Source organism: Bradyrhizobium sp. WSM2793, from assembly GCF_000379585.1.
In the GTDB taxonomy this organism is placed as follows: Bacteria; Pseudomonadota; Alphaproteobacteria; order Rhizobiales; family Xanthobacteraceae; genus Bradyrhizobium.
Genome location: NZ_KB902800.1, coordinates 53,868 through 79,418, shown reverse-complemented (window position 1 = coordinate 79,418; position 25,551 = coordinate 53,868). Strand labels below are relative to the sequence as shown.

22 protein-coding genes and 4 pseudogenes are annotated in these 25,551 nt (G+C 61.1%); 15 read left to right on the top strand and 11 right to left on the bottom strand.

The annotated features are described in order from the left end of the window. Nucleotides 1-79 precede the first annotated feature (79 nt). Nucleotides 80-283, top strand: coding sequence for a cold-shock protein (locus A3AS_RS0129360; RefSeq protein WP_018321078.1), 204 nt, complete (start codon nt 80-82; stop codon nt 281-283). A 6-nt stretch (nt 284-289) separates the two neighbouring features. Here the strand turns inward: A3AS_RS0129360 and A3AS_RS0129355 are convergent, their stop codons facing one another. Both A3AS_RS0129355 and A3AS_RS0129350 read right to left on the bottom strand, forming a co-directional pair. Further along, a complete protein-coding gene (locus A3AS_RS0129355; protein ID WP_018321077.1) occupies nt 290-652 on the bottom strand; it encodes a hypothetical protein in 363 nt (120 codons plus the stop codon). Nucleotides 653-888: 236 nt separating this feature from the next. Beyond that, complete coding sequence (locus A3AS_RS0129350) at nt 889-1,071, bottom strand: hypothetical protein (protein ID WP_026202483.1); 183 nt, start codon at nt 1,069-1,071, stop codon at nt 889-891. A 191-nt stretch (nt 1,072-1,262) separates the two neighbouring features. Here A3AS_RS0129350 and A3AS_RS0129345 point away from each other — a divergent pair, with 191 nt between their 5' ends. Next, nucleotides 1,263-1,652, top strand: a complete 390-nt coding sequence (locus A3AS_RS0129345; RefSeq protein ID WP_157644427.1) for a hypothetical protein — start codon at nt 1,263-1,265, stop codon at nt 1,650-1,652. 381 nt (nt 1,653-2,033) lie between these two features. On the opposite strand, the pseudogene A3AS_RS49335 reads toward A3AS_RS0129345, so the two are convergent. Beyond that, a pseudogene (locus A3AS_RS49335) lies at nt 2,034-2,245 on the bottom strand (hypothetical protein). A gap of 358 nt (nt 2,246-2,603) precedes the next feature. Here A3AS_RS49335 and A3AS_RS49330 point away from each other — a divergent pair. Then, the gene (locus A3AS_RS49330; protein WP_018321073.1) at nt 2,604-2,804 is read left to right on the top strand and encodes a hypothetical protein; all 201 of its coding nucleotides are present in this window, start codon (nt 2,604-2,606) and stop codon (nt 2,802-2,804) included. 212 nt (nt 2,805-3,016) lie between these two features. Here A3AS_RS49330 and A3AS_RS0129335 read toward each other — a convergent pair whose 3' ends face one another. Continuing rightward, on the bottom strand, nt 3,017-3,340 hold the full coding sequence (locus A3AS_RS0129335; protein ID WP_018321072.1) for a hypothetical protein: 324 nt from the start codon (nt 3,338-3,340) through the stop codon (nt 3,017-3,019). A gap of 196 nt (nt 3,341-3,536) precedes the next feature. Further along, a complete protein-coding gene (locus tag A3AS_RS0129330) occupies nt 3,537-4,028 on the bottom strand; it encodes a hypothetical protein (protein ID WP_157644426.1) in 492 nt (163 codons plus the stop codon). Between the two features lie 871 nt (nt 4,029-4,899). Here A3AS_RS0129330 and A3AS_RS0129325 point away from each other — a divergent pair. After that, nucleotides 4,900-5,739: a Crp/Fnr family transcriptional regulator gene (locus A3AS_RS0129325; RefSeq protein ID WP_018321070.1), complete on the top strand. Its 840-nt coding sequence runs from the start codon at nt 4,900-4,902 to the stop codon at nt 5,737-5,739. 210 nt (nt 5,740-5,949) lie between these two features. Then, nucleotides 5,950-6,314 (top strand): annotated as a pseudogene (locus tag A3AS_RS45735) (tyrosine-type recombinase/integrase); the annotation flags it as partial. A gap of 392 nt (nt 6,315-6,706) precedes the next feature. Here the strand turns inward: A3AS_RS45735 and A3AS_RS0129315 are convergent. After that, nucleotides 6,707-6,943, bottom strand: coding sequence for a DUF1127 domain-containing protein (locus A3AS_RS0129315; RefSeq protein WP_018321068.1), 237 nt, complete (start codon nt 6,941-6,943; stop codon nt 6,707-6,709). Between the two features lie 148 nt (nt 6,944-7,091). Here A3AS_RS0129315 and A3AS_RS0129310 point away from each other — a divergent pair. Beyond that, a pseudogene (locus A3AS_RS0129310) lies at nt 7,092-8,673 on the top strand (winged helix-turn-helix domain-containing protein). 138 nt (nt 8,674-8,811) lie between these two features. Here the strand turns inward: A3AS_RS0129310 and A3AS_RS0129305 are convergent. The 5 genes and pseudogenes from A3AS_RS0129305 to ligD all read right to left on the bottom strand — a co-directional run bounded on the left by A3AS_RS0129305 (nt 8,812) and on the right by ligD (nt 15,830). Further along, nucleotides 8,812-9,057 (bottom strand): hypothetical protein, encoded by a 246-nt coding sequence (locus A3AS_RS0129305; protein WP_018321067.1) that lies wholly within the window; start codon nt 9,055-9,057, stop codon nt 8,812-8,814. A gap of 642 nt (nt 9,058-9,699) precedes the next feature. Beyond that, the gene (locus A3AS_RS49835; RefSeq protein WP_018321066.1) at nt 9,700-9,834 is read right to left on the bottom strand and encodes a hypothetical protein; all 135 of its coding nucleotides are present in this window, start codon (nt 9,832-9,834) and stop codon (nt 9,700-9,702) included. Between the two features lie 230 nt (nt 9,835-10,064). After that, nucleotides 10,065-10,809 (bottom strand): annotated as a pseudogene (locus tag A3AS_RS0129295) (Crp/Fnr family transcriptional regulator). Beyond that, nucleotides 10,809-13,889 (bottom strand): CheR family methyltransferase, encoded by a 3,081-nt coding sequence (locus tag A3AS_RS0129290; protein ID WP_018321065.1) that lies wholly within the window; start codon nt 13,887-13,889, stop codon nt 10,809-10,811. Before A3AS_RS0129290 ends, A3AS_RS0129295 begins: the two are co-directional and overlap by 1 nt. Before the next feature lie 117 nt (nt 13,890-14,006). After that, nucleotides 14,007-15,830, bottom strand: coding sequence for a DNA ligase D (ligD, locus tag A3AS_RS0129285; protein WP_026202480.1), 1,824 nt, complete (start codon nt 15,828-15,830; stop codon nt 14,007-14,009). Nucleotides 15,831-16,057: 227 nt separating this feature from the next. On the opposite strand from ligD, the gene A3AS_RS0129280 reads away from it, so the two are divergent. The 9 genes from A3AS_RS0129280 (at nt 16,058) to A3AS_RS0129235 (ending at nt 25,551) form a co-directional block, all read left to right on the top strand. Further along, a complete protein-coding gene (locus A3AS_RS0129280; protein WP_026202479.1) occupies nt 16,058-17,569 on the top strand; it encodes a glucan biosynthesis protein G in 1,512 nt (503 codons plus the stop codon). Then, complete coding sequence (mdoH, locus tag A3AS_RS0129275; protein ID WP_018321062.1) at nt 17,557-19,683, top strand: glucans biosynthesis glucosyltransferase MdoH; 2,127 nt, start codon at nt 17,557-17,559, stop codon at nt 19,681-19,683. The genes A3AS_RS0129280 and mdoH overlap by 13 nt, the downstream gene beginning before the upstream one ends. A gap of 289 nt (nt 19,684-19,972) precedes the next feature. Beyond that, nucleotides 19,973-20,122, top strand: a complete 150-nt coding sequence (locus A3AS_RS0129270; protein WP_371260728.1) for a CsbD family protein — start codon at nt 19,973-19,975, stop codon at nt 20,120-20,122. A 485-nt stretch (nt 20,123-20,607) separates the two neighbouring features. Next, a complete protein-coding gene (locus A3AS_RS49325) occupies nt 20,608-20,775 on the top strand; it encodes a DUF1236 domain-containing protein (protein ID WP_245283311.1) in 168 nt (55 codons plus the stop codon). A 234-nt stretch (nt 20,776-21,009) separates the two neighbouring features. Then, a complete protein-coding gene (locus tag A3AS_RS0129255) occupies nt 21,010-21,264 on the top strand; it encodes a DUF2933 domain-containing protein (RefSeq protein ID WP_018321060.1) in 255 nt (84 codons plus the stop codon). After that, the gene (locus A3AS_RS0129250; RefSeq protein ID WP_049815025.1) at nt 21,264-21,941 is read left to right on the top strand and encodes an isoprenylcysteine carboxylmethyltransferase family protein; all 678 of its coding nucleotides are present in this window, start codon (nt 21,264-21,266) and stop codon (nt 21,939-21,941) included. The genes A3AS_RS0129255 and A3AS_RS0129250 overlap by 1 nt, the downstream gene beginning before the upstream one ends. Before the next feature lie 50 nt (nt 21,942-21,991). Then, entirely contained in the window at nt 21,992-22,417 is a 426-nt protein-coding gene (locus A3AS_RS0129245) for a hypothetical protein (protein WP_018321058.1), read from the top strand. 58 nt (nt 22,418-22,475) lie between these two features. Then, nucleotides 22,476-23,183 (top strand): ABC transporter ATP-binding protein, encoded by a 708-nt coding sequence (locus A3AS_RS0129240; protein ID WP_018321057.1) that lies wholly within the window; start codon nt 22,476-22,478, stop codon nt 23,181-23,183. Nucleotides 23,184-23,187: 4 nt separating this feature from the next. Further along, a complete protein-coding gene (locus tag A3AS_RS0129235; RefSeq protein ID WP_018321056.1) occupies nt 23,188-25,551 on the top strand; it encodes an ABC transporter permease in 2,364 nt (787 codons plus the stop codon).

The following is a 25,551-nucleotide window of genomic DNA, read 5'->3' as shown; positions in this document are numbered from 1 at the left end:
GTGAAGGCGGGCTGGACCAGCCTTTCTTTTGTCGAAATTCAGGCACTAGCTTTGCTTTTTAGAAAATGGAGAATTCAAAGTGGCTATGGGGACAGTTAAGTGGTTCAACCCGACAAAGGGATATGGGTTCATTCAGCCGGATTCTGGCGGCAAGGACGTCTTTGTTCACATCTCGGCAGTCGAGAAGGCTGGATTTACCTCTCTCGCCGAGGGCGCAAAAGTCAGCTTTGACGTCGTGAACAATCGCGGCAAGGACTCCGCGGAGAACCTGCGAATCCGCTGATCCGGCTCAAGCGGCGCCGCGCAACGGCAATGCGAGCTGCAGTGTAAAAGGGCGGCTCGCGTTAGCTTGAACGAAGGCTTCAAGCGCTGGCGTCAGGTCCAACCGTTCCCGAGCAGCACGTTCGGCCAACGCATCTGCAATGTTCCCGGTGGCATCGCGGGACCAACCCTCGATGGCGTTCAACGCGACAATTCGGACGGGATAGGCGTATTGGCCGGAGAGCAGATCGCGAATGACGGTGTCACGATCGGTGTCTTGCTCGTCGGTCTCGCGCCACGCGCAGCCGGCATGTGCGCCGAAGTCTTCCAGAACCAAATAGATGTCGCGGTCTAGCCGATCCAGGGGGACAATCGAGGGCGACTGACGCATACGCTTACTCCGATACTACCACTCGGTGCGGAGAGACGGCCCCGGCTGGCAGGGGGCTGGGGTTATGGGCCGGGGCCGCTCCGCCGGCTCCGGGGACGAGCCGGCGTCGATTCAAGCATTAGCCCCCCCTGATGTTCCTTTGAGAAAGCCGCAGAGGTGCATTTGCGGTCGACGTATGCGGTAGAACGCGCGAGGCGCGACCTTCGTAAGAAGTGGAGCTTATTAGCTCCCTCATATCACCTCTGATGCCCTAGCGCGATCCCCAGGACAATCGCCTTCTGACGTAGTGCGCCTTCAGTTCGCTTAGTCATCTTAGCAATTTTTACAACCGGCGTCCGCGCCTTCGAGTGTGCCTTCAATTCTTTGATGTCTTCCTTGGTCCACTCACGGCGAACAGTCTTCTTGGTCTTCTTAGCCAAAACGCGCTCCTTCAATGGTGAGGAGCGCGGTCTAACACACCAGTCGCGATACGAAAACCCGCGCGACGTTACGTAGCGCGCATTCACCAATAGGAAACCAATGGCAAACGACTTGGTAGTTCAACTCGGCGCGAAGCTGGACCAATTCCAAAGTGATCTGAATCAAGCTGGCGACATGGCGGATGATGCGATTGACCGCATTGAGCAGTCGTTTGCTAAACTCAACGGCGGGTGGGTTCGCGACTCTCGGCGTTGCCGCTGCCGGCGTTACCGGCTTGGTTGGCGGGCTCCTTGCTGCGCTTACCAAGGTCAATAGCGAACTTGCTGACCTGCAGAAGAACGCCGAATTTACCGGCCTCACTGCGAAGCGCTTCCAGCAGATCCAATTTGCTGCAGGGCAGGGCGGTGTTTCTTCGCAGGAGTCTGTTACCTATCTGCGCAAGTTCGCCTCACTGCTGGCCGACGCCAAGGAAAATGAAAACTCGCTGACGAAGCTGCTTGATGCCAACAACATCAAGTACAAGGACCGCAACGGCCAGGTTATCAGTCTGAGCCAGCTTCTGTTATTGCCGGCGATCTGATCAACAAATTCGGTTCGATGCCCGAGAAGACGAAGGCGGCTCAAATGCTCGGGCTCTCCGAGAGTTGGGTTGAGGCTCTTCGGAACGGAAGCAAGTCGTTTGAGGATATCGCGCAGGGAGCGGAAGCGGCTGGCGCCGTGATCGCTGGTGCCACACTCGCCAAGGCTGCTGCATTCGACCGAGCGTGGAAACAGTCCTCTGCGCAACTAGCTGCACAGTTCAAGTCGACTGCCGCTGATATCGGCGGGTGGTTGGATGACCTGATTGGTAAGGCGGGGGAGCTGGTAAAAGCTGCGCTTGAATCTCAAAACATTCAGTCCGGTAGGGGATCGGGAAAACTTCGCAATCGGCAAAGCGCCCAGCTTGCCGTCCCGCTGCGTCTCAGCGATCCTTATCTTCTTTGCCGTTGGGGCTGCCGTCGCCGCCGCCACTGCCATAACCGTTATTGCCGTTGGACCATCCGGCCTCCGGAGCTGGCGATGGCTGTGCTAGTCAGGGACGTCGACAGCAATGCTGTGATGGTAGGGGGGTACAACGGCGAACTTGCCGCAGGTCTTCAGAAATTCCCGCCGATCGTCATCTTGTTCTGACATTTCCACCCTCCGAGAGGTCCGCGCGGCTTAGATAATATTTAATCCACAATTAACGCCCCCAGCCAATGTCGACGAGCGCTACAATGGCGTGCTTCAGATGGAAGTTTCCATATCTTTCATGGCACTCCCCTCAAGGAACACCAATCGTCCGTTTTAGAACATTCGCAAAACGCTCGCCTCCCGGGACCACAATCATAAGGACCTTCGACGGCGTTCGCCGTTTGGCAGGTTTTCAAGCAAAAGTCGCGGAACGTTGCCCATTTGCAACCCGCACAGCCGTTCGGAGTTGTAAGCTGATCGATCAGAATGACCGAAACATATTTCGTATTTGCTTTGACAATCGCAGCGGGGGCGAAAAGTGTTTGATGTCTATCGCAATGGGAAGCGAGATTTGCTCGTTCTAAACACAGGGTCCGCGATACCCGGGGCTTACTCTGCAAATAAGTGGCGCAAGAGCAGAAAAAGAATTCTCAAAGTAAGCGACGAGATTAGGTCAACCGTTCAGCGACAAGGGTATTACGTTCGTCGCTTGCACGTCACGAAGAACGGTTCGATTTAGTTCGAACGCGTCGGGCCCAATCTGCTGATTTATAGAGCTGTACTGGGCCCGCTACGAATGCGAAATAGGTCAGCGCTGGGGCCGCTTTGGGCAAGCGCGTCATCCTGCGGCTTTAACTTCCGGTCGGCCGCGCCCAGCGGACACTCTCAGCGTGCAGTGGAGGGTCTCAAATGGGCCACAAGCGGAAGTGAACGCTAAGGATGCGGCCCTGATCACGCCCTGTGTTCTGGGGACCAGCTCTGATTGGTCATCCAAGAACAGAACGCCATCGAGACACCTCCAGCAGCGGCGATCAAAAATAGATGGCTTTGGGAAGAGAAGCCCGCCAGAGACGATCCAACAATGCCGGACGCTGTAACGAGAGCAGCGTCGCCCTCCCAAGAGTAATCGACAACCGCACTTGGAAACGCAACCAAAACGCTCAAGAACGGAAGCCCAACCAACCAACCAAGAGCACTCGTCGACCCAAACAGAAAGTCGAGCACGCCGCCCATAAGCAGCGGCCCGACTATGAGAAACGTAAAAATGCGTTTCATTAGGTCACTGCCTCGCAAGAAAGGCCTCCGTTCGGAGCGTGGTGGCTCGTATAACCGGGTTGTGTTAACGCGGCACGAAACCGAATCCGACAAACGTCTGAAAGGAGTCAAAAGCGGCCCTCAACGGGCAACGCCGTGTTGGTCAGCTATGGGCCGTAAGCGGAAGTAGGAAAGGTCGGAGCGGATCGATTTGCTACTACAAGAATATGTTCCAGATCGCGACACGTGCATCACTCAAATGCTTCTCGGCGTCAAATTCCAAGCTTACGATCCATTGCTTGTAGCCCATGACGTTAGGAGTCATTGCCTGACACTCCAACCATTCCTTCTTTGTCAGACTATCGGCGGTTACGTGACCTTCGAGTAGGCGCTTTTGTGGTTCGATGTTCGTGACTGGCTCGGCCTTAGCCCGACATCCCAGTCCCTCGTTGCGAAGAAACGCGATGACTGTACCCTTACCTGTGCCGAGAGGTATCATTTTCAACATTGCGTCGCGTGCGGATGCGGAGTCGTTTGTGCTTTGTTTCTCGACTTCCCGCATCGCACCAAACAAGCGATTGTCGTGATAAAATCGATCAACCTTAGCCGTCTCGTAGGAAAACCAAATCCAGAGCGCTGCGAAAAGTCCGGCCGGAACAGCCGCCACCACCGACAAGACAATAAGCAGAATTTTAATGGATTTTGGCACAGTACGACCGCTTTCAAGTCACAAGCAAGCGCTACACTCTCGTTACCTAACACTTTGCCAAGCTGCATGTGACGAATGTCGGCTTTGGGTCAATCGCGACGGTTTGGGCCCGCTTAGGTTAGGTCCGATCTATCCCCGACAGCCGACATATCCTTGGCCGTGGCATGCGGCAGCGATGGGCCACTTGCGGCCGTCGCAGAGGGGGACCGCTCAGGTTGAGCGAACAGGCGAGCCAAAACATTTGGCGGGACGTGAACCAATTCACATCTGACGAGGCCGCCCGGGGGCAGTATGAAAGCGGTGAATTTAAACCAAGGCCGTGGGATTGATTGCCAACCCTCCTGCTACGGAGTGCTCCATGAGCGGCGAACGGCGGCCTTTCTTTGCCGGCGTTGCATCGATCATCTTAGCGATATCCTTTGCGTACTTGCTTGAACGGAAGTGCCAAAGAGAGCTTGCATTTCAGCGCTCCTTTCCATCCGCGCTGTCCGAGCTAATTGTAGGAACCGAGCCGATTAGGTGTTGGTTCGATAATTGATCTATGTGGAGGCCGACTTCTGCTCTGGTTCACAAGCGGCGGTCCGGCCGCTCAGTTCGTCAGGTCGGGCTCCTTCCCTGAGAATGGCCTTCTCGGCGGCTCAAAGGAATTCGGCTACGGGCTAGGAACGGCTTTATGTATCGCGGGACGAAGCCCCCCGGAGCCCCGACCGGTCTGAGCGTTGACACGCTACCGGCCACGCGCCTGTGATCACCAAAAACAACCGCGCCGGGTAATATTGAACGTGGATCAATACCGCTTGTGCTGTCCGACTTCGACTATCACGTATCCGCGAATTCCCACAAAACCGAATGTTTGCATAGGGGTGATCCGATGAATTCCAATGCAGATTTTTCGACAATTCTAGACCGCATACTTAATACAGCGGCCGACAATTTCAGGATCGCAAAGATCCTCGTTCAAATGGGACTTGATCCCGACAACATCACCTACGACGCACTGTTTAATCGGCTGTTTGAAATTGTGTTGGCTAATATCACGCTCGCCAACATGTTCGCCTTGGTTGGCGCCATATTCTTTGTCGCTACCTTGCTGATGCAGAGAATGGTGCCGCTGCGGGTCGCGAATATGGTCGGCTGTACATTCTTCGCAATTTCTTGCGCGCTTTCCGGAAGCGTCGCCACCTTTCTGCTTTATCTGCTGCTGTTGCCAGTCAATGCCGTTCGCCTCCGTCAACTGCTCAAGCTCGTTAAGAAAGCACGTAACGCGACGCGGGGCGACAGGTCGATGGAATGGCTCAAACCATTCATGACCGAACGTAGATATCGCCGAGGCGACATACTCTTCAGGAAGGGTGATTCCGCTACGGAAATGTTCCTCATCGCCACCGGGAAGTTTCTCGTCATAGAAATCGGGGTCGAGCTTCCGCCAGGGCGCTTCATGGGAGAACTTGGCTTCCTCACACCCGATAACCGGCGAACCGCGACGATCGAGTGCATAGAAGACGGCCAGGTCCTGACCATAACCTATGAAAGGTTGCTTGAAATCTATTTTCAGAGTGATCAGCAATTCGGATACCATATCCTCCTCCTGACCAGCCAGCGTCTCCTGGAAAACAACCAGCGACTCCAGGGAAGCATCTCGCGGCTGGAAGCAGCTCTCGCACAAGAGAAAGCGGCGCGACAGATGGCAGCTGCGCGAGGCACAGCTTGAATGGCATTGACTACCATTGGGGGCACTACTGTCGCCGCGCAGTGCGGCTCTCGCGACGCAACGATGTCCGCTTGGGGTCAAAGGCAGGCGTCGAAGTGTCCACGGTGGCCTTCCGCTCAGCCGTCGGAAGCGGACCGTGTGGGGCTGAGGGCAAGTCAGTCGCGCGGGCCACGAGCGGACGTGGCACTGGCCTACCTATTGCGGGTATTAACTGCTGGCCGGCCAGTCAAATTCGAACTGACTGAATCGACCCGGCAGGTAATCGACGATTACCTGCGGGTTGCAGGCAGGAGGTCGGGAGAATACCTGTTCACTGGCCGGCGGCTGAGTGGACATATGACGACCCGCCAGTATGCCCGCCTCCTATCCCGCTGGCTCGCCGACATCGGATTGGACCCGCATCTGTTCGGGACGCATTCCCTTCGCCGGACCAAGGCGACCTTAATATATCGCCGAACCGGCAACCTGCGAGCCGTACAGCTGCTTCCAGGCATACTAAGATCGAGAGCACCGTTCGATATCTCGGCATCGAGGTCGACGATGCCCTCGCGATAGCAGAACAAGTCGACGTCTGACTTCGGGGCAGAGCAGACGCGCTCTGCGCTGCCTCACAGACCGCTCCGGGCCAAGAGCCGACCTGTGCGCCAGCGACCAATTGGTAAGTGTGCACCGTCGGCGAACTCAGGGAATAAGCGGCGCTGGCAGCGGCCCCGTTGGCAGTGGGACAAATTGATTCTGCTGCCCCCGGGCCATCGCCAGGATTGCCAAGATGATTGCAATGACCGCCAGGAGTTTGACCATCGATCGAAATTCTGCTGAAAACTTGTTCGTACATCCAAGTTCTTGGCTTTGCGCTGCGTCGTAAAAGCAATCGTCAGCGACCAGACGGCGCGAGTGGTATCTCGCCGGGATACAAACAGACTGCCTATCGTAGTGACAGTGAGCACGCCTATCGCCGATTGCCGAGCTAGGATGAACGAAAGATGGTTGGGTCGATGGATGGGTTCGAGGTGACGAAGTCGATCTCACCGCGCGTGATACCAATGTCCATAAGCTCGCTGTCCGTCAGCCGGCATAGCTGGGTTCGCAGCCTCTCGCGTTTGCGCCACTCACGAAACGCATCCCAATATGCTTCGAGGGGACTGTAATACTGCCGCCTTCCAGTTGCCGGTCGGATCCCAGTGGTCGCGTGGATCGTGCTCATGGCAGTGAGTCCAAGTTGGGCTGATTCACCAAGCGAAAATTGCCAGCACATCCGCTCGCGCGCTTAACAGCTGGCTTACATTTTCCTCACCGGCAGCTTATTCTTCGCGCTCCTGGCGGGCGTGGTGCCGCCGAAAAGGATTGGCCACTTGCGTTATCTTTTTGAGGATTACGCATTAGATTCCGATCGGCGCGAGCTTTACCGCGCAACGGAAGTGATTGTTGTCACACCTAAGGTGTTCGATCTGCTTGATTACCTGATCCGGAACCGGGAGCGGGTCGTCAGCAAAGACGACCTTATCAACGCCGTTTGGAACGGACGTATCGTTTCCGACGCCGCGCTGACGACCCGCATGAACGCCGCTCGGAGCGCAATCGGCGACACTGGTGAGAAACAGCATCTGATAAAGACGCTCCCGCGCAAGGGCTTCCGCTTCGTGGGCTCGGTTCAGGAAGGAGATGAAATCTCGACAAGACCGGTTGCACCTTTAGAGCAAGGCAGCGAGAACCTAACGTGCCCGGCTTCACCACCGCGTCTCTCCATCGTCGTGTTGCCATTCACCAATCTCGGCGGCGATTTGGAGCAGGACTATTTCGTGGATGGCGTCACAGAAAATCTGACTGCAGACCTCTCCCGCATCAACGACTTCTTCGTGATCGCTCGCAATACCGCGTTCACCTTCAAGGGCAAGGCCCTCGACGTCAAACAGGTCGGGCGTGAGTTGAATGTCCGCTATGTGCTGGAGGGATCTGTGCAGCGGGCCAATAAGCTGTTGAGAGTGAGCGTACAGCTCATCGACGCCCAAACAGGGAGTCATCTATGGGCCGACCGGTTCGACAAGCCTGTTGCCGACCTTTTCGAAATGCAACATGAAATTGTATCGAGGCTGGCCAATACTTTAAACGTGCAGCTTGTTGCAGTTGAGGCACGACGTGCGGAGCGAATGCAGCATCCTGACACAATAGACTTGAATTTCCTGGGACGTGCTTGCTTAAACAAAGGCACGACGCGAGAAAATCTCGACCGAGCGCGCGGCTTTTTCCAACGAGTACTGGAGCTCCACCCATACGACGTCGGTGCGCTGGTGGGCATGGCGACCGTCGACGCGTCGCTCGCAGCCTCCTTTATGACAGATGACGGCGCCGCGCGTCTTGCGGCGGCCGAGGCGGCGTCGATTAAGGCTGTTTCTCTCATGCCTAGCCATGCCGTGGCCCATATCTGCTTGGGCTTCGTCCAAATGATCACGGACCGGGCGGACCAAGCTATTGGCGAATACGAGCAGGCACTGGCGCTCGATCGGAACCTGGCCAACGCTCACGCTCTGATCGGTTTTGCGAAGTATTTCCTAGGCCGCGGCGCAGAAGCTGAATCCCATATCCAGGAGGCATTCCGTCTTTCCCCTCGTGATCCCGGCGCATTTCCGCTGGATGGTGTGGGTCGGCTTCGCCAAGCTTCAGCTCAATGCTAACGCGGAAGCGGTCTCCTGGTTACGCCGAGGTCTCGAAGCCAACCGGAATTATTCCATGGCGCATTTCGTTCTCGCCGCTGCGCTGGCCCAGCTACGCGAATTGAACAATGCACGGACCGCGGCGCAAGAAGGCCTCTCGCTCGATCCGACCTTCACCGTCAGCCGCTTTCGAACCATGGTCTTGAGTCGCCATCCGGCATATCTCGCGGCGCGAGAGCGCACTTACGAGGGCATGCGTATGGCCGGGCTGCCCGAGGGATGACGCCTGCTTTGGGTCAAAGGCTGCCCGCGTTAGGCACCGTTACTTTGGTCGGCTAATCTGTCGGAAGCGGATATAGTTACGCTCTTGCCCAAGGTCAGCCACGGGCCAACAGCAGACGCCACTCGCCACTGAGGCGGCCTACTTTGGAGCGATCCTGTAAACGTCGCCAGGTTCGAGGTTGAGTTCCTCGAACATCCTCTGCTGCTTTTCTGTGAGGACCGCTGGCACAACTTCCGCAGTCCAGCCTTCGGGAACGGCAGCAAGGACTAGCGTCAATGCCTGACTAGGCTTGGCTAACGCGAGCCACATCTGCTTCGTTGGCTGCGGAGCGTCGTCCGAGGTCACCTCAACGATAGTGAATGAAGTGCCGAACGACTCTGCCATCCGTGGCTAATCCGCGGAATTGATAAGCGTTGCAATAACTAGCTGGGTTGCGGAAGGCGCACGGGGCCAGCAATCAATCTATAGGTGGGCACCCAAGCGGTGTTCCACGATTCCATGGTGGCACCGCAAACCGAGCACTCAAAGCTGGCGATCTGCCGACCTGAGGCCATCGCCTCGGTTCGGCTATAGACCGCTCCACAGTGGCAGGTTCGGTGGTGCGAATCGGGCATCCCCGTTTATGCGCTCCAAAGGCGAAACAGGCCACCGCTAAAATCGAATTAGGCCGCTGAGGATGGAAGCAGTGAAGCCGGGATGTACAGCAGGCCCCTTAACTAACGTGGCTTGGCACCGCTGTGCGGGCGCCGCCTTGCCCCCAGCCCTGCATATAGTTACTCTAGCTCAATTCGACGCTGGCCGAAACTTTCACATGCTAACGACGACACGCCAGTACATTGATTTTTGGGTCGAGAACAGCGTTCACGCTGCGGAGCAATATGGGGCGCCGGGCGCTTCACAAAGCGTGAACATTCAGTCCAAGAGTTCCGCCCCCTACCGAGGAACCGTTAAATATTGCCAACCAGATTGTCGACAATGGGCCGTGCAGCCCCTCGGGGCAGTCCAGCCGCCGCCCCTCCGGGAGTGTCAATTTAACTTCTGCTGCAGCTTCATGATGATCTCGCAGAGGTCTGCGATGTACTCCTCGATGATGCGACGCGCCTCGTTCAAGCGCGACGGCTGGGCTACCTTTCCGTCAGTCTGTTTGTCTGGATCGGTCATGAACCCGATGGAATGACCGCGGACCGCGAACTACCGAGGAGCACGCCCGGCGGGGTCGCGTCCTTGAGCCTCTGCACGCCCCTGCGGAGGCCGCAGCGATGTGGTGGCTGTTGGTCCACGGGAAGGCCTTTCGCGTCGACGACACTACGTACTTCGGCTTGGCCTCCACGCGTATCGCCAGCGGTGGCGCTGCTGCCGGATCACCGGTACCCGGGGAGGCTGATGGCTCGTCAGCCGCGGCGATAGAGCTGGAGGTAGCTCGGCGAAAACAGGGCCGCATTCTTAAGCGCATTGAAGTCAGGGATGGTCAGCGCGCGCTCACGCAGCACGATCAGGCCTGATGCGCGCAGCTCTTGCAGGGTTCGGTTGAGATGAACGACTGACAGACCGGTAGCATCGGCAAGATCCATCTGGGTGATCGGCATGACACAGGAATTGCCCTCAACTATCCCGACTGGACGAAGCCGCTCGAAGATTTCGCAGAACAGATGCGCCACGCGCTCCAGCGCAACCCGGCGACCGAGATTAATGGCCCATTCACGTTGGAGCGTTGTTGACCAGCGTTTCGCATAAGAACGCTTCCGACAGCGTGGGGTTACCGCCGACAAGACTCTCGAAGCGCGGGCGCTTGATCTCGGTGAAGACCACCGGCGTCATCGTCGCGATGGAGTGGTCCATCACCCGAAGAAGAAACGCGTGCGCATCACAGCTCTCGCCCGGAAAGATGAAATTGACGATCTGGCGCCGTCCGTCCTCAAGCGTCTTGTAGCGGCAGAGCCATCCCGACAGCACCACGCGGACGCTGTCGACGGGATCGCCTTCGGAGATCAGGTCTTCGCCCGTTCCGGCGCGCTGGAGGCCTTCGAACATCGCATATTCGAGCGATGCACGCGCTTCCGCCGACAGCGGCTTCAGCATGTTGAGCCGGCGAATGACCGGCTCCATGAGGCTGCGATCGGACGTCGATAATGGCATCAGCCAACCACCACCGGAGTGTCGAAGGTGCGCTTGTTCAAGGGTATGGCGATCGTGCAGTGCAGCCCGGAGGGATCGAACGCGATCGCGGTCTGCCCCTTGAACTCGAACGCCAGCGTACGCTCCAGAAGTTCAGTCCCCAAGCCCTTGCGTGCGGGCGCCTTGACCTGCGGCCCGCCGCGCTCGCGCCATTCGAACACCAGCTCCGCCGGCTCGCGGCTCTCTTCGAGGCGCCAGGTAACCTCGATGCGCCCGGTCGATTGACTGAGGACTCCGTATTTCATCGCATTGGTCGCAAGCTCATGGATCGCGAGCGCGAACGTCTCGGCGGCCTTGGGCTGCAAGCGTACCTTGGGACCGGAGACCCGCATCTGCTCGCCTTCCCGCGCGTTGTAAGCGAGCAACTCCTCGACCACCAGATATTCGAGATCGACGCCGCCTTCGGGATCGCGCGTGACCAGCGCCTGAGTGCGAGCGAAGGCATTGAGTCTGCCGTCGAGATGGGAGGCGTATTCCTCGACGGTGGCGGCGGATTCGGCGGAGCGGCGGGCGATCGAGCGCACCACGCCGAGGGTGTTGCGGACGCGATGCTGCAATTCGGCCAGCAGCATGCGCTGCCGCTCCTCGGCGCGAGTGATCGCGGTGACATCGATAAAGGTGATAACGACGCCGGCGATGAAATTGTCGATGCTGCGGTAAGGCAGGATGCGCACGATATAGCGCGTGCCGCTGTCGGGTGCGCTCAACTCGCGCTCGACACTCGCGAGTGTGCGCAGTACCCGACGGACGTCCTCGTAGAGTTCTTCGATGGGCACCCGGGCCTTGATATGAGCAATGGGACGGCCGGTATCGGTTTCGACAAGATGCAGGATCTGGGTGATGGCCGGGGTGAATTTCATCACGCGCAGATCGTTGTCGAGGAAGACGGTGGCGATCTGGGTGCTTTCGAGGAAGTTCTTGAGGTCGCTCGTGGCGCGCGTCAGCTCCTGGACACGATGGGCCAATTCGCCGTTGACGGTGGTGAGCTCCTCGTTGACCGACTGCAATTCCTCGCGCGACGTCTCCAGTTCCTCATTGGCCGACTGCAGCTCCTCGTTGAGCGACTGGTATTCCTCGTTGGAGGATTTCAGCTCCTCATTGGTGCTTTCGAGCTCCTCGATGGTCGCCTGCAGGCGCTCGCGCGTAGCACGCAGCTCGCTTTCGAGCCGCTCGACATGCTCGGTGCGCACCAGCGTATTGCTGTTGCCCTGGTTGGTGTCGACCACCCGCAACGGGCCGTCCTTGAACAGGACCACGAAATTGCGATGGCGGCCGGCCCCCTCCTGGATCGGCTCCACGGTGATGTCGACCAGGACGCGGTGACCGTTCACGCCAAGCTGCACCTGCTCGGCATGCGCCGCCTCGTTGGTCTCCGCGGCGCGGCTGAGCGCGGTGCGTAGCTCCAGGCGGAGATCGCGGTGCACCAGCTGAAGCAGGTCCAGCGTGGCAGTGCCTGCCGTCGGCTCGATGTAACGGCCGGTGCGCCCCGAAAAATGCAGGATCTGGAAATTGTCGTCGGTGATGACATAAGCCGGCGCATAACGCTCCGCGACGCGCTGGGCGCGGCGCTCCAGTCCGACGTCGGGACCGAACGAGCGCACCGGCGGCAGCTCGACCGGGGTCCTGCTGGCCGACGTGGTGATGGGGAATTCCGGCGGCAGCCGCGTGCCGGTTTCCAGCTTCCTGAAGATGCGGGCGCGGCGGTCGACAGGCGCGAACAACTTCGGGTGCCGCGTTACGTTCTCGGAATTGCCGAGGAACAGATAGCGCCCCGGCAGCAGTGCGAAATGGAACAGCGGGATTACCCGGTTCTGCAGCTCGGCATTAAGATAGATCAGCAGATTGCGGCAGGAGACGAGGTCGAGCTTGGAGAACGGCGCGTCCTTGATGACGTTGTGCTGCGAGAAGATGCACATCTCGCGCAGCTCCTTCACCACGCAATAGGTATCGCCCTCTCGCACGAACCAGCGCGCAAGGCGCTCGCTCGTCATGTCGGCCTCGATGTTGGTGCGATAGCGGCCGACACGAGCGGTCGCAAGCGCCCGTCCGTCGATGTCGGTTGCGAAGATCTGCACCTGCGGCGCAGAATCCATCCGCGCCATGTGCTCGCGCAGGAGAATGCCGATCGAATACGCTTCTTCGCCGGTGGCGCAGCCGAGCACCCAGACGCGGACCTGCTGGCCCGGGTCCTTGCCGTCGAAGATCTGCGGAATGACCTGGGTCTCCAGCACCTCGAACTCGCGCTTGTCGCGGAAGAACTCGGTGACGCCGATCAGGAGGTCGTTGAAGAGGTGCTGGACTTCGTCCTTATCGTTCCTGAGGAAATCGACATAGGCCGCGATGTCGTCGATCTGCACCACCTGCATGCGCCGCTGCACGCGGCGCAGGAAGGTGTTCTGCTTATAGCCGTGGAAGTCGTTGCCGGACTTGTTGCGCAGGATGTCGGCAATGCGCGACAACGAGGTCGCGGCCGCGGCCAGCACCTCGTCAAACCCCTGCTTCTCCTCCAAGCGGCGCAGGTGCCTTGCATAGACGTGGATGTGCTCCGGAATCTCTTCCGGCGGCAGGATGTAGTCGGCGATGGCTGAGGGCATGTTGCTGTCGAGCAGAGGATCAGCTTCCTCGCTCGCGAGCTTTTCGGCGATCGCAAGACCGCCATGGTCCTTGAGCGTGGCAACGCCGAGCGTGCCGTCGCCGCCGGTGCCGGCGAGGATCACGCCGATCGATTGCTCGGCACGCTCCTCCGCCAGCGACACCAGGAAGCTGTCGATGGTGGCCCGCTCGCCCGGCGCCTGCTCGGCCTTGCGGATCGCGAACCGGTCGCCCTGGATGGTGGTGATCATCGCCCGCTGGCACAGATAGACCGTGCCGCCCTCGATTGTCTGGCCGTCGCGGATGTCGGCGACTTTGCTTCCGTTGGATCCCTGGACCATTTCGCGCAGCCGCGGCCCATCGAAGGCTTCGTGATGCTGCAGCGCCAGCACGACAGCCTGGTCGTCCGCGACGTTCAGCTTCGCGAAGAAGCGCGCGATGCTGTCCATCGCAGCGGGCGAGGCGCCTACGCCAATCACCAGCGGAGACTTGATCTTGCGCTCGCCCGGCCGTCCTTTGCCCGGGCGGTTTCTTGGTCCACTCGATCCAACGGTCGAACGCATCCGTCATGGGAGCCTCCTCTGCTTCACAGGAAAGGGGCTATCCATCGTGAATGCGTCCGGCCTCACGCCTTTCTCTATGCGCGCCCAGGTGACGGGCGCAGCGATCGGAAACGCTTGGCGCGCCCGCGGCGAATAGGTGCCGACGGCGGTGGTCCCGCGTCCGTTGCGCAAGTAATCGAGGAAGATCCGCCCGTTGCGGGTTGCCTGCGCCGAAAGGACGTAGCGTTCGGGGTCGCGCGATGCGAATTCAGTGCACAGTCGCCGGGCGGTCCGATGAGCCTGATCGTGCAGCATCGGTACCCCGAGCGGCGCCATCAGGTGGGCGCCTTTGCCGCCGGTCAGCTTCGGCCAAGTCTCCAGTCCCTGGCGCTGCATAAAAGCGCGAAGCTCGAGCGCGGTCTCGGCCACCTGCTCCCATTCTACGCCCTCGCCGGGATCCAGGTCGATGACGATCCGGTCCGCCTGCTCGATGTCCTCGATCGTCGAATTCCACGGGTGCAGCTCGACGGCTCCGATCTGCACGAGGCCGAGCAACCCGTCCAGGCTGTCGACCCAGAGGCGCGTGCCTTGACCGCCCTCGCGCTTCTGGATGCGAAGCTGGTGGACGACTTCCGGAATATCCTTCGGAAGAGGCCCCTTGTGGTAGAAGGTGGTGCCGTGCACGTGCCGAACCAGTTTGAGCGGCCGGAGGCTGAGATGCGGCAGCGCTCTCTTCCATACCCGCTGCCAGTAGTCCGCAAGGTCTTCCTTGGAAGGGACGACCGCGTGGGGAAGAAGCTGCAGGATGTTTTCTTTGGGCACGCCTACCTTCGGCCGTCCGGCTGAGGAGGGCACCAGGCGCGGCGCCTTCACCTTCCGCACTGTCAGATCGTCGCGAAGTCCTTTGAACACGGCTTCACGCAGCAAACCGTCGTCAGTCAGCGCGCCGTACTCCACCTCGGCATCGACCGTTGGTTCGACCCAGGTCGCCTTCGGCTTCTTGACCTTGACGTCGAGCCGTGATGTGCGTCGGATCAGTGGATCCAGCTGCTCGCGCAGTTCGCGCGCGGCTGCCTCCGTGTAGCCGGTACGGACTTTGCCCGCGTAGTTCAGCTTGCCGTTCTCGCGACGGCCTACGTATAGGGAAGCGATCTTACGTGGGTGAGCACCGAGCTTCTCGACGAAAGCGACGATCGGAAACGTGTCGCTTTTCTTGCATTTGAGCTTGATCCAGGTCTCCTGGCGGCCCGAGCGGTAAGGCTGGCCAAGCCGTTTGGCGATCAGACCTTCGAGGCCGAGCTCGCAACCCTTCACAAAGACCTTGTCTCCGTCGGCTTCGAGAGCCTCGACGTAGATGAAGGTCTCGGGTGCCTCCTTCAGAAGCTCGTGCAGCAACCGCTTGCGATCTTCGTACGCCGCGCCGCGCAGATCGTACCCGTCGAGGTGCAGGAGATCGAAGGCATGATAGCGCACACGCTCGCTGCGTTTTCGGCCGAGTTCGCAACGGAGCTGCTGGAAGTCCGGCAGGCCGCCGCTGCCGTAGACGACGGCCTCGCCGTCGATGATCGCGCTCTTCGCCTTCAGCTTATGAGCCGCGGCTGCGATCGAAGAAAACTGCTCGGTCCAATCGAGCCCCGTGCGCGAATAGACCATGGCATCGCCATCTTCAAGATGCAGTTGGGCGCGATAGCCGTCCGCCTTGATTTCGTAGACCCAACCCTCGCCACGCGGCGGATTCTCGCGCAACGTGGGGTCACACGGCTCGATGTAACCTGCAATAGCAGCTTTGCGGGCGCCGGCAACGCGCGATACTCCCGAACGAGACTGACGCAACGCCACGGCGCACATGCGGACTCAACGCCCGCAGCCGGATTCGTTCCGTCCTGTCGCCCTGGGCCGGCGCCTGCGGCGCCGTATGTCAAGATCATTCCGGCGGCAGCCGTCGCGATACCCGAGCCGGATGGAGCGGTGTCTGATCGCAGCGGAGCGCCGTGGCTGGCGATCGCCAAGCTGTGGAACTCGCGGGCGCGGCGGTCGTTGCTTGGCCGCGGCACCAGTAGCGAGTAGGAGAGCACGTGAATCGACGCCAGCTTGTTCGAGGGTCGGCGGTGTTGCCGGCATTGCTGCTCGCTTCGCGGACTGGTTTCGCCGCCGCTGGCCCTCCAGAGGGCGCGTTCGGTCCCTCCACGGTGAGGGATCTCGCCCGTATGCTTGCGGGCAAACCGTACGAGGCGCCGGACGAGAAGCTGCCGAGCGGCTTGAAGGACCTCGAATACGATCAGTACCGTTCGATCCGATACCTGCCCGAGCGCGCACTCTGGCGCGGCAAGAATCTTCCGTTCGAAGCCCAGTTCTTCCACCGCGGCTTCTTCTACAAAAACAGGGTGACCATCTTCGAGGTCGCGGACGGAAAGGCAACCGAACTCAAGTACCGCAAGGCGGATTTTTCATTCGGCGAGAAGGTGCCGGCGTTCGATGAGGCCGACCTCGGCTTTGCCGGCTTCCGCATACACGCGCCGATGAACCGCGCCGACTATTACGACGAGGTCTGCGTCTTCCTGGGCGCGAGCTACCTCCGGGCCGTCGCCAAAGGGCAGACGTACGGGCTTTCCGCCCGGGGCCTCTCGATCGATACGGGCGAAGCGAAGGGCGAGGAATTTCCGCTCTTCAAGGTCTTCTGGCTCGAACGGCCCGCGCCTGGTGCGACCTCGTTGGTGATCCATGCTTTGCTCGACAGCAAGAGCTGCGCAGCGAGCTACAGATTCACCGTTCGGCCCGGGGACACGACTGTCTTCGATGTCGAGATGTCGGTCTACCCGCGCGTCGAGATGCAGCGGGCCGGGCTCGCGCCGATGACCAGCATGTTCTTCTACGGTCCCAACGACCGCAACGACATCGATGATTTCCGCCCATCTGTCCACGATTCCGACGGGCTTGCGGTCTTCAACGGGAAGGCCGAAAGCCTGTGGAGGCCGCTCAGCAATCCCCGTGATCTCCAGATCAGCACTTTTCAGGATCTCAATCCGCGCGGCTTCGGCTTGATGCAACGGGAGAGAAACTTCTTCGCCTATCAGGACATCGAATCCAGCTTCGAAAAACGCCCAAGTCTCTGGATGGAGCCGATTGGAGATTGGGGCGAGGGCGGCGTCATGCTGTTCGAGATCCCGACAAAGGAGGAGGTCCACGACAATATCGCCGCATTCTGGCGGCCGAAGACTCCGCTGCAGGCAAAGGGCGAGCACAACTACACCTATCGGCTGCATTGGGGGCCGGACAGTCCCAAGGCGCACTCGCTTGCCAGGTTCACGCGAAGCGGGATCGGGGCGAGGGGCGAGGGCTCGCGCCTCTTCGTCCTTGACCTCGTCGGCGACAGCCTGAAGGGCGTCGATCCTGCGGTCATCAAGGGCCTGGTGACGGCGGAGAAGTCCGAAGTGAAGAACATCGTCACGCAGCCCAATCCCTACACTGGTGGTTGGCGGCTGAGCTTCCAGTGCCAAGTGAAGGGGGAGCCGATCGAGTTGCGCGCGTTTCTGGCCGAAGGCGACAAGCCGCTGTCGGAAGTCTGGGTCTACCGATGGGCACCCTGAGCACGGCACCGCGGCCGATAGCCGGCGATATCGCGGCCCAGCGGCTGCTACCGCGCGAATCTCCGCTTCCGATGGCTCCTGGCGATCTCGGAAAGAGCCGGGCGTCGGACCGAGTTCCTGCGCCGGTCGCCACCACCATGGCTTGGCGGCGCGGCCTCATTCTCCTCTCGACGGCGGCGCTGACCGCGGCCGGTGGCTATGAGATGTATCGCGTGCTGGAGGTCGGCGGCGTCACCGTCCTCGAAGCCATGCTGCTTGTCCTTTTCCTGGTCCTGCTCGCTTGGGTCGCCTTTTCCTTCGCGTCCGCGGTGGCAGGCTTCTTCGTGCTGCTGGCCCATCGTCCAGACCGGCACGCCTTCCGGCCTCACGCGGAACTACCGGCCGTATCCGGCCGCACCGCCATGCTGCTTCCCACCTACAACGAAGACCCGCACCGCTTGACGGCCCGGCTCCGGGCGATCATCGAATCCTTGGAGACAACGTCGCACTCAGAGCTGTTCGACTGGTTCATCCTGAGCGACAGCACCGATCCCGACATCTGGGTCGCCGAGGAAAAAGCGCTGCTGGCGCTGCGCCAAGCCGTGGGAACGGCTCGGCTGTACTACCGTCACCGCGCCGACAACACCGCGCGGAAAGCCGGCAACATTTCCGAGTGGATCACGCGGTTCGGAGGCGTGTACGACTTCATGATCGTTCTAGATGCAGACAGTCTCATGAGCGGGGACAGCATCGTCCGCTTGGTCCACGCCATGGAGACCAATCCGACCGCCGGGCTCGTCCAGACGCTACCTATGATCGTCAATGCGCGAAGTCTGTTCAGCCGCGTCCAGCAATTCGCGGGCCGCCTGTACGGACCGCTGATCGCCGCCGGCGTCGCCTGGTGGCACGGCTCGGAAGGCAACTACTGGGGACACAACGCCATCATCCGGGTGAAGGCATTCGCCGAAGCGGCCGCCCTGCCGCAGCTTCGGGGTCGGAAACCGTTCGGTGGGCACATCCTTAGTCATGATTTCGTCGAGGCCGCGCTGATGCGGCGGGCTGGATGGGGCATTTACATGCTGCCGACGCTGGGTGGAAGCTACGAAGAGGTGCCGCCCTCGCTGCTCGATTTCGCGGCGCGCGACCGCCGCTGGTGTCAGGGCAATCTTCAGCATCTGGCCGTGGTGCCTGCGCGAGGTCTCCATTGGGTCTCGCGCCTGCATTTCATGGTGGGCATCGGTGCGTATCTGACTGCGCCTTTGTGGTTGCTTTTCCTGCTGCTGGGGATGTTGATCTCGCTGCAGGCCCGTTTCGTGCGTCCGGAGTATTTCCCGAAAGGATTCTCGTTGTTTCCGACCTGGCCGGCCCAGGATCCCGTGCTCGCCATCTGGGTGTTCGTCGCCACCATGGGGCTGTTGCTGTTTCCGAAGCTGCTCAGCTTAATCCTCCTCTGGACGCGGCGGTCGGTGCGGCGTCAATTCGGCGGCGCTTTTCGAGCCTCGGCGGGAGTTCTCGCAGAAATCGTCGTCTCGGCCTTGATGGCGCCCGTGATGATGATCTTCCAGTCGATCGCCGTCATCGAGATCCTCGCCGGCCGTGATGCGGGGTGGCAGACGCAAAGGCGCGACGACGGCACTGTGGAGCGCGGGGAGCTCTATCGGAAATATGGCGTTCCGACCTTGTGCGGGGTCGCGATGGCTGCAAGCGCCTATGCTGTTTCGCTGCCCCTTCTGCTCTGGATGTCGCCCGTCATCGTGGGGTTGCTGTTCGCCGTTCCCATAGGCGCGCTGACTGCCAAGCCCGCATTCGGCAGACTGTTCGCCACACCGGAGGAGGGAGAGCCGCCTGCGGTGCTGGGGCGGGCGAATGAATTGAGCGCGTCGGCGGATATACCAATCGCGCCCGCACTGGTGGAGCTGCGCGAAGACCCTGCGCTTCTAGCCTTCCACCTCGCGCAGCTGCCGCCTCCTCGCGCCGCCCGACCCGACACGATCGACGCAAACCTGGCCGTCGGCCGCGCCAAAGTCGAGGCGAGCGATACTTTCGAGGAGGCGGCCGGCCATCTGTCCTCTCGGGAGGTCTTGTCGATCTTGAACGACGGTTCGGTGCTCTCGGCGGTGCTGCAGAAGCGATGAACACGCGCCGGAACCTTCGCGTCCGTCGATCCGGGCCTGATCTCAGTCGAGGATTACGTCAATAGCAAGGGAGCCTTGGCTCGATAGCATTGCTGGTCGTGACTATTCCTAGAATCTCAAATGACCTTGAACGGAGAAGTTCTGGGACAGCCACTGCCAGCGAGGACTGGGAGCGGCCAAGGTCTCAGAACTGCGACCGCGAAATTGGTAACGCCATGACTCTTTGAAGGAACGAGTTCGCAAAGCTTTCCTTGGCTGGTCGTCCGGATCGGCAAAGGAGAATACGATCATGGACCGCGAACACGTGAAGGGCGCTGCTGACAAGGCAAAAGGCGCGATCAAAGAAGGTGCAGGCAAGCTTATTGGTAACAAAGACATGAAAGCAGAAGGCAAGATCGACCAGGCAAAGGGATCCGCGCATTCCGCGCCGGAGATGTGAAGGACGCAGCGCGCGATGCCGCTGATGCCCTCAAGAATAAGTAGAACAGGCAATACCAAAACTGGCCGCCCATGGGCGGCTTTCCTTTTCTACCGGCCGGTCCGGCGGACGCGCCGCTGTCGCGCTCTCAGCCGAGCCACCGCGACTGGACGGCCGCAGTGCCGGCGTGCCTGTCGAGGCCTTGGCGGAATTCCCCGTTGCACCGCATTTCGCGTTCGTCCAAGCGCCGGGAAAAAGTAGCAATCACCACCACAATCCCGGAACCTTGCCATCATTCGCGTGTTCTCGCAGGCCGCATCCTGCGGACAGGAGATTTCGATGAAAAAGCTGATGCTGGCGTGCGCCACCGCCGCGCTGATATCGACGGGCGCCATGGCGCAGTCCACTGTCGTCACTACCGGGACCGGCCATGCCGCCGCCGTCTAGATCGAACCGGAATACCGCACGAAGATCCGCACATACGTGACCGAACACAAGGTCGGCCCGTGCAGACCCGCGAGAAGATCGTGGTCGGTCAGCCCGTGCCGCGCGAAGTCGAGCTCGAGGCGGTGCCTGCCGATTGGGGGCCTTCGCTCACCAAGTACCGCTATGTCTACTCAGCCGAGCGCGTGATGCTGGTGGATCCGTCGACCCGCACGGTCGGGCCCGTTTGAGACATGCCGGGGCGGTCTGAGGATGTCCGCTCACATGGGGAGACCAGCTTTTCTGACGAGCAGAAGACGGCCGCCGACGAACTGCTCGCGCCTCAGATGGGCATGATGCCGATGATGCAGGGCGGCCCGATGGGTATGCGGATGCAAAATAAGTGAGTTTACCGGAAACTTGATGTGCCTCAACAATGATGACAACCGCGGCGGTAGTCTCCTTACATCCATAGGAGCGTGGCAATGTCGGTGCAGGATCATCCCGGGTATCGAGAGCGCCCTGAGGAGGGCATGTCCACCAAAGCGAAGGCCGGCCTCGTCCTGATGGGATTCCTCGCCATCGCCGGCGCGCTCCTGTTCACCGAGCACCGAGCCCATGCCCTCGGACTCCTGGTCTGGCTGCCTCTGCTCGCTTGCCCGCTGCTGCACTTCTTCATGCACGGGGGACACGGGCACCATCACGGCGGCGGCCGGCCGAACGACCCAAGGAGCGTGTGATGCACGACATCGCGCCCGCTTACGGCCTCTGGAGCCTCGTCATCGTCAACTCGACGGTGTTCATCCTGTTCGCCTACAGCTTCTTTAAGCCGCAGACTTCCCGCGACCGGCGCTCCTTCAGCGCCTTCAGCGCCTTTCTGGTCGCGCTGTTCGTCGAGATGTACGGCTTCCCGCTCACCATCTACTTCCTGTCCGGCTGGCTGCAGTCGCACTACCCAAATGTCGACTGGTTCTCCCATGACGCCGGTCACCTGCTCGAGATGATGCTCGGCTGGAAGGCCAATCCGCACGCCGGACCGTTCCACATCCTGAGCTTTATCTTCATCGGCGCCGGTTTCATCCTGATCTCAGCCGCCTGGCGCGTTCTGTACGACGCGCAGCAGACCAGAAGCCTGGCGACCACCGGCCCATACAGCTACGTGCGGCATCCGCAGTACGTGGGCTTTGTCCTGGTTATGTTCGGCTTCCTCTTGCAGTGGCCGACGATCCTCACGCTGGCGATGTTCCCGGTGCTGACGATCATGTACGTGAAGCTTGCGAAGGACGAGGAGCGAGACACCAGATCCGAGTTCGGCGAAGCCTACGCGAAGTACGCGGCGGAAGTGCCGGGCTTCATTCCGCGCCTGAGCCGGATTCTCGGTCCGGGCTCCTCGGGCAGCAGCCTTCACCACGGCTGATCCGGGGCGGCCACGATGCGCGAGAGTTGGGGCGTTGGCGTCCATCATCGATGCTCCTGGCGGCTTCCGGCGTCCTGCTGATCGGCGTCGGGATCTACTTCCTATTCCTACGGCCTGCGTTGCTGCCCGAGGACATCCGGTACATGAGCCTCACCCCGGCGGAACTGCAGTCGATCGGTCCGAGGCTGACATCGTGGCTCACGCACGTGTTTCGGGTCATGGGCGGCTACGTGGCGGCCACCGGAGTGCTCGCGCTCACGCTGGCGTGGACATCCCTCTGGGACCATCGGCCGGTCGCTGCGGCCGGCGCCGGAATCGCCGGCGGGCTCTCGATCGGGCTGATGGCCGCCGTCAACTTCATGATCCATTCCGATTTCAAGTGGGTGCTGCTCGCCATGGCGCTCGTCTGGGCGGCGAGCATCGCGACGCTCGTCCGTGAATCCGCCGTTGCTCCGGACGAGCGGCCGGGACTCTGACCTACGTCAATACCGGAGCGGCGGATCCGGCCTACAATCCCTTCTCGAAAGGGCAGCCATGAGCGACGCCGTGTTCACCGCGAAGGAATTGACCAAAACATACGTCTCCGGCGAGGTGAGGGTGCATGCGCTCAACGACGTCGATCTCGAAATCGCCGAGAAGGAAGTGGTCGTGCTGCTCGGCCCGTCCGGCAGCGGCAAGACGACGTTGCTCAACATCATGGGCGGCCTCGACCGACCGACCAGCGGCAGGTTGTTCTTTCGCGATCTGGACCTGACGGACCTTGAGGATCGGGAGCTAACGAAGTATCGCCGCGATCACGTCGGCTTCGTGTTCCAGTTCTACAATCTGGTGCCGAGCCTCACGGCCTACGAAAACGTCGCGCTCGTCACCGAGGTCGCCAAGAACCCGATGCGGCCTGACGAGGCCCTCGCGCTGGTCGGGCTCGAAGAGCGGATGCATCACTTTCCCGCCCAGCTCTCCGGCGGCGAGCAGCAGCGCGTCGCCATCGCCCGCGCGATCGCAAAGCGTCCGGCGGTGCTGCTCTGCGACGAGCCGACCGGGGCGCTGGACTCGAAAACCGGAATTCGTGTCATCGAAGCTCTGCTGGGGGTCAACCGGCAGCTCGGCACCACAACTGTCATCATCACGCACAACGCTAGCATCCAAGAGGTCGCGGACAGGGTGCTATTCTTCGCCGACGGCCGGATCGCCCGCGTCCGGAAGAACGAGGCCCGCCGAGAAGCGGCCGAACTCACCTGGTGAGGGCATGAGCGCGCTCGACATCAAGCTGTTCCGGGACGTCAGGCGGCTCTGGGCGCAGGTCCTTGCCGTCGCGCTCGTCGTCGGAGGCGGCGTCGCTACGCTGGTGCTCGCTGTCGGCTCGCACCGATCTCTGGAGGAGACCCGGATCGCGTACTACGAACGCTACGGCTTCGCCGACGTGTTCGCGCAGGCGAAGCGGGCCCCCAAGGCACTCGCTTACAGGATAGGCGAAATACCAGGCGTCGCCGCTGTCGATGCCCGCATCGCCAAGCCGGCGCTACTCGACATTCCCGGGTTCTCTGAGCCCGCCAGCGCACAGTTCGTCTCGCTGCCCGACAACGGCGAGCCGCATCTCAATCGGCTCTACGTGCGTTCCGGACGGGTTCCGGAGCCGGGGCGCGCCGAGGAGGTCGTCGTCAACGAGCCGTTCGCCCGGGCTCACGGCTTTTCGGAAGGGGCGCGGTTCTCGGCCATACTCAACGGCAAGAAGCGCGAGCTCGTCATCGTCGGCACCGCGCTGTCCCCGGAGTTCGTCTACACCGTCGGGCCAGGCGACCTGATGCCGGATGACCGCCGCTATGCAATCGTCTGGATGTCGGAGAAGGCGCTTGCCGGCGTCTACGATCTCGATGGCGCCTTCTCTGCGGTATCGATCAAGCTGCAGCCCGGTGCGTCCGAGCGCGAGGTGATCTCGCGGCTCGACGTCTTGCTCGATCCCTACGGCGGCCAAGCGGCCCACGGCCGGAAGGACCAGACCTCGCACGCCTGGCTCGATCATGAGCTCGACATGCTCAACAACATGAGCCGTACGCTGCCTCCGATCTTCCTGCTGGTCGCCGCCTTCCTGGTCAATCTCACCCTGACCCGCCTGGTCGCGCTCGAACGGGAGCAGATCGGTCTCTTGAAGGCACTGGGCTACGCCGACAGCAGCATCGTGCTGCACTACTTTAAGTTCGTGGCACTGATCGTGGTTATCGGGGTCATCCTGGGCGGCGTCGCCGGCACGTGGCTCGGATATCGCGTCACCGCGCTGTTCGGCGACTTCTTCCACTTCCCCTTCCTGGTGTTCGCGAAGGCGCCGGATCTATACCTCACCGCCGGCGCCCTTAGTTCCGCCGCCGCCGCCGTCGGCGCGCTGCGGGCGCTGCGCGAAGTGGTCAAGCTGGCGCCGGCCGTCGCCATGCAACCGCCGGCGCCTCCGGTCTATCGGCGGCTGCTGCCGGCGAGCATCCAGCTCGACCAGGTCATGTCGCAACCGACGCTGATGATGATCCGGAACATCGCCCGCCATCCGGTCAGGGCAGCATTCACGACGCTTGGGATGGCGCTGGCGACCGCCATCCTGGTCGTCTCGCTGTTCACGCGCGACACCATGGAGCAACTGATCGACGTGACATACTTCCTCGCCGACAGGCAGGACGTGACCATCGGCTTCGCCGAGAAGCGGATCGAGAACGTCGTGGAGCAGGTGAACCGGCTGCCGGGCGTACTCGCTGCCGAGCCGTTCCGTGAGGTGCCCGTGCGGATCCGCCATGGCAACGTCGAACGCACGATCACGATCAGCGGCCGGCCCGCCGGTGCCGATCTGCGGCGCATCATCGACGCCGACCTCCGGCCGGTCGCACTCCCCGGGACGGGCCTCGCCATTTCCGCCATGCTCGGTCACATCCTCGGCGTACAGGCCGGCAACACGGTAGAACTCGATCTGCTGGAGGGTGCCCGCCGCACGGTCAGCATGCCGATCGTGGCAACCGTAGAGGACTATTTCGGCATCCGGGGCATGATGGACATCGAGGCGCTCCGCAGACTCATGCGCGAGGCGCCCGTCGTGAACAGCGTGAACCTCAGCCTCGACGAGAATCGGAAGGAGGACTTCTACGCGGCCGTGAAGTCCATGCCGACGGTCGGCGGCGTGGCGTTGCAGCGCGTCTCTTTGGCGAATTTCCGCAAGACCGTAGCGCTCCTCGTCACCACGATGGCAAGCATCTACACCGGACTGGCCGCGGTAATCGCGTTCGGCGTCGTCTACAACAACGCCCGGATCTCGCTCTCCGAACGGGCTCGGGAGTTGGCCAGCCTGCGCGTGCTGGGCTTCACGCGCGGCGAGGTCCTGCGGATCCTGCTGCTGGAGCTGACAATCCTGACGCTGGTCGCGCAACCGCCGGGTTGGCTCGTGGGCTACGGGCTCGCTTGGGTCATGAAGACGAATCTCGCGGGCGAACTGATGCGCGTTCGCCTCGTCGTCGAGGACTCGACCTACGTGGTCGCGACGTCCGTCGTAGTGCTGGCGGCCATCGCCTCCGCCGCGGTCATCCGCCAGCGTATCGACAACCTGGACCTCGTCGCGGTCCTCAAGACGCGAGACTAG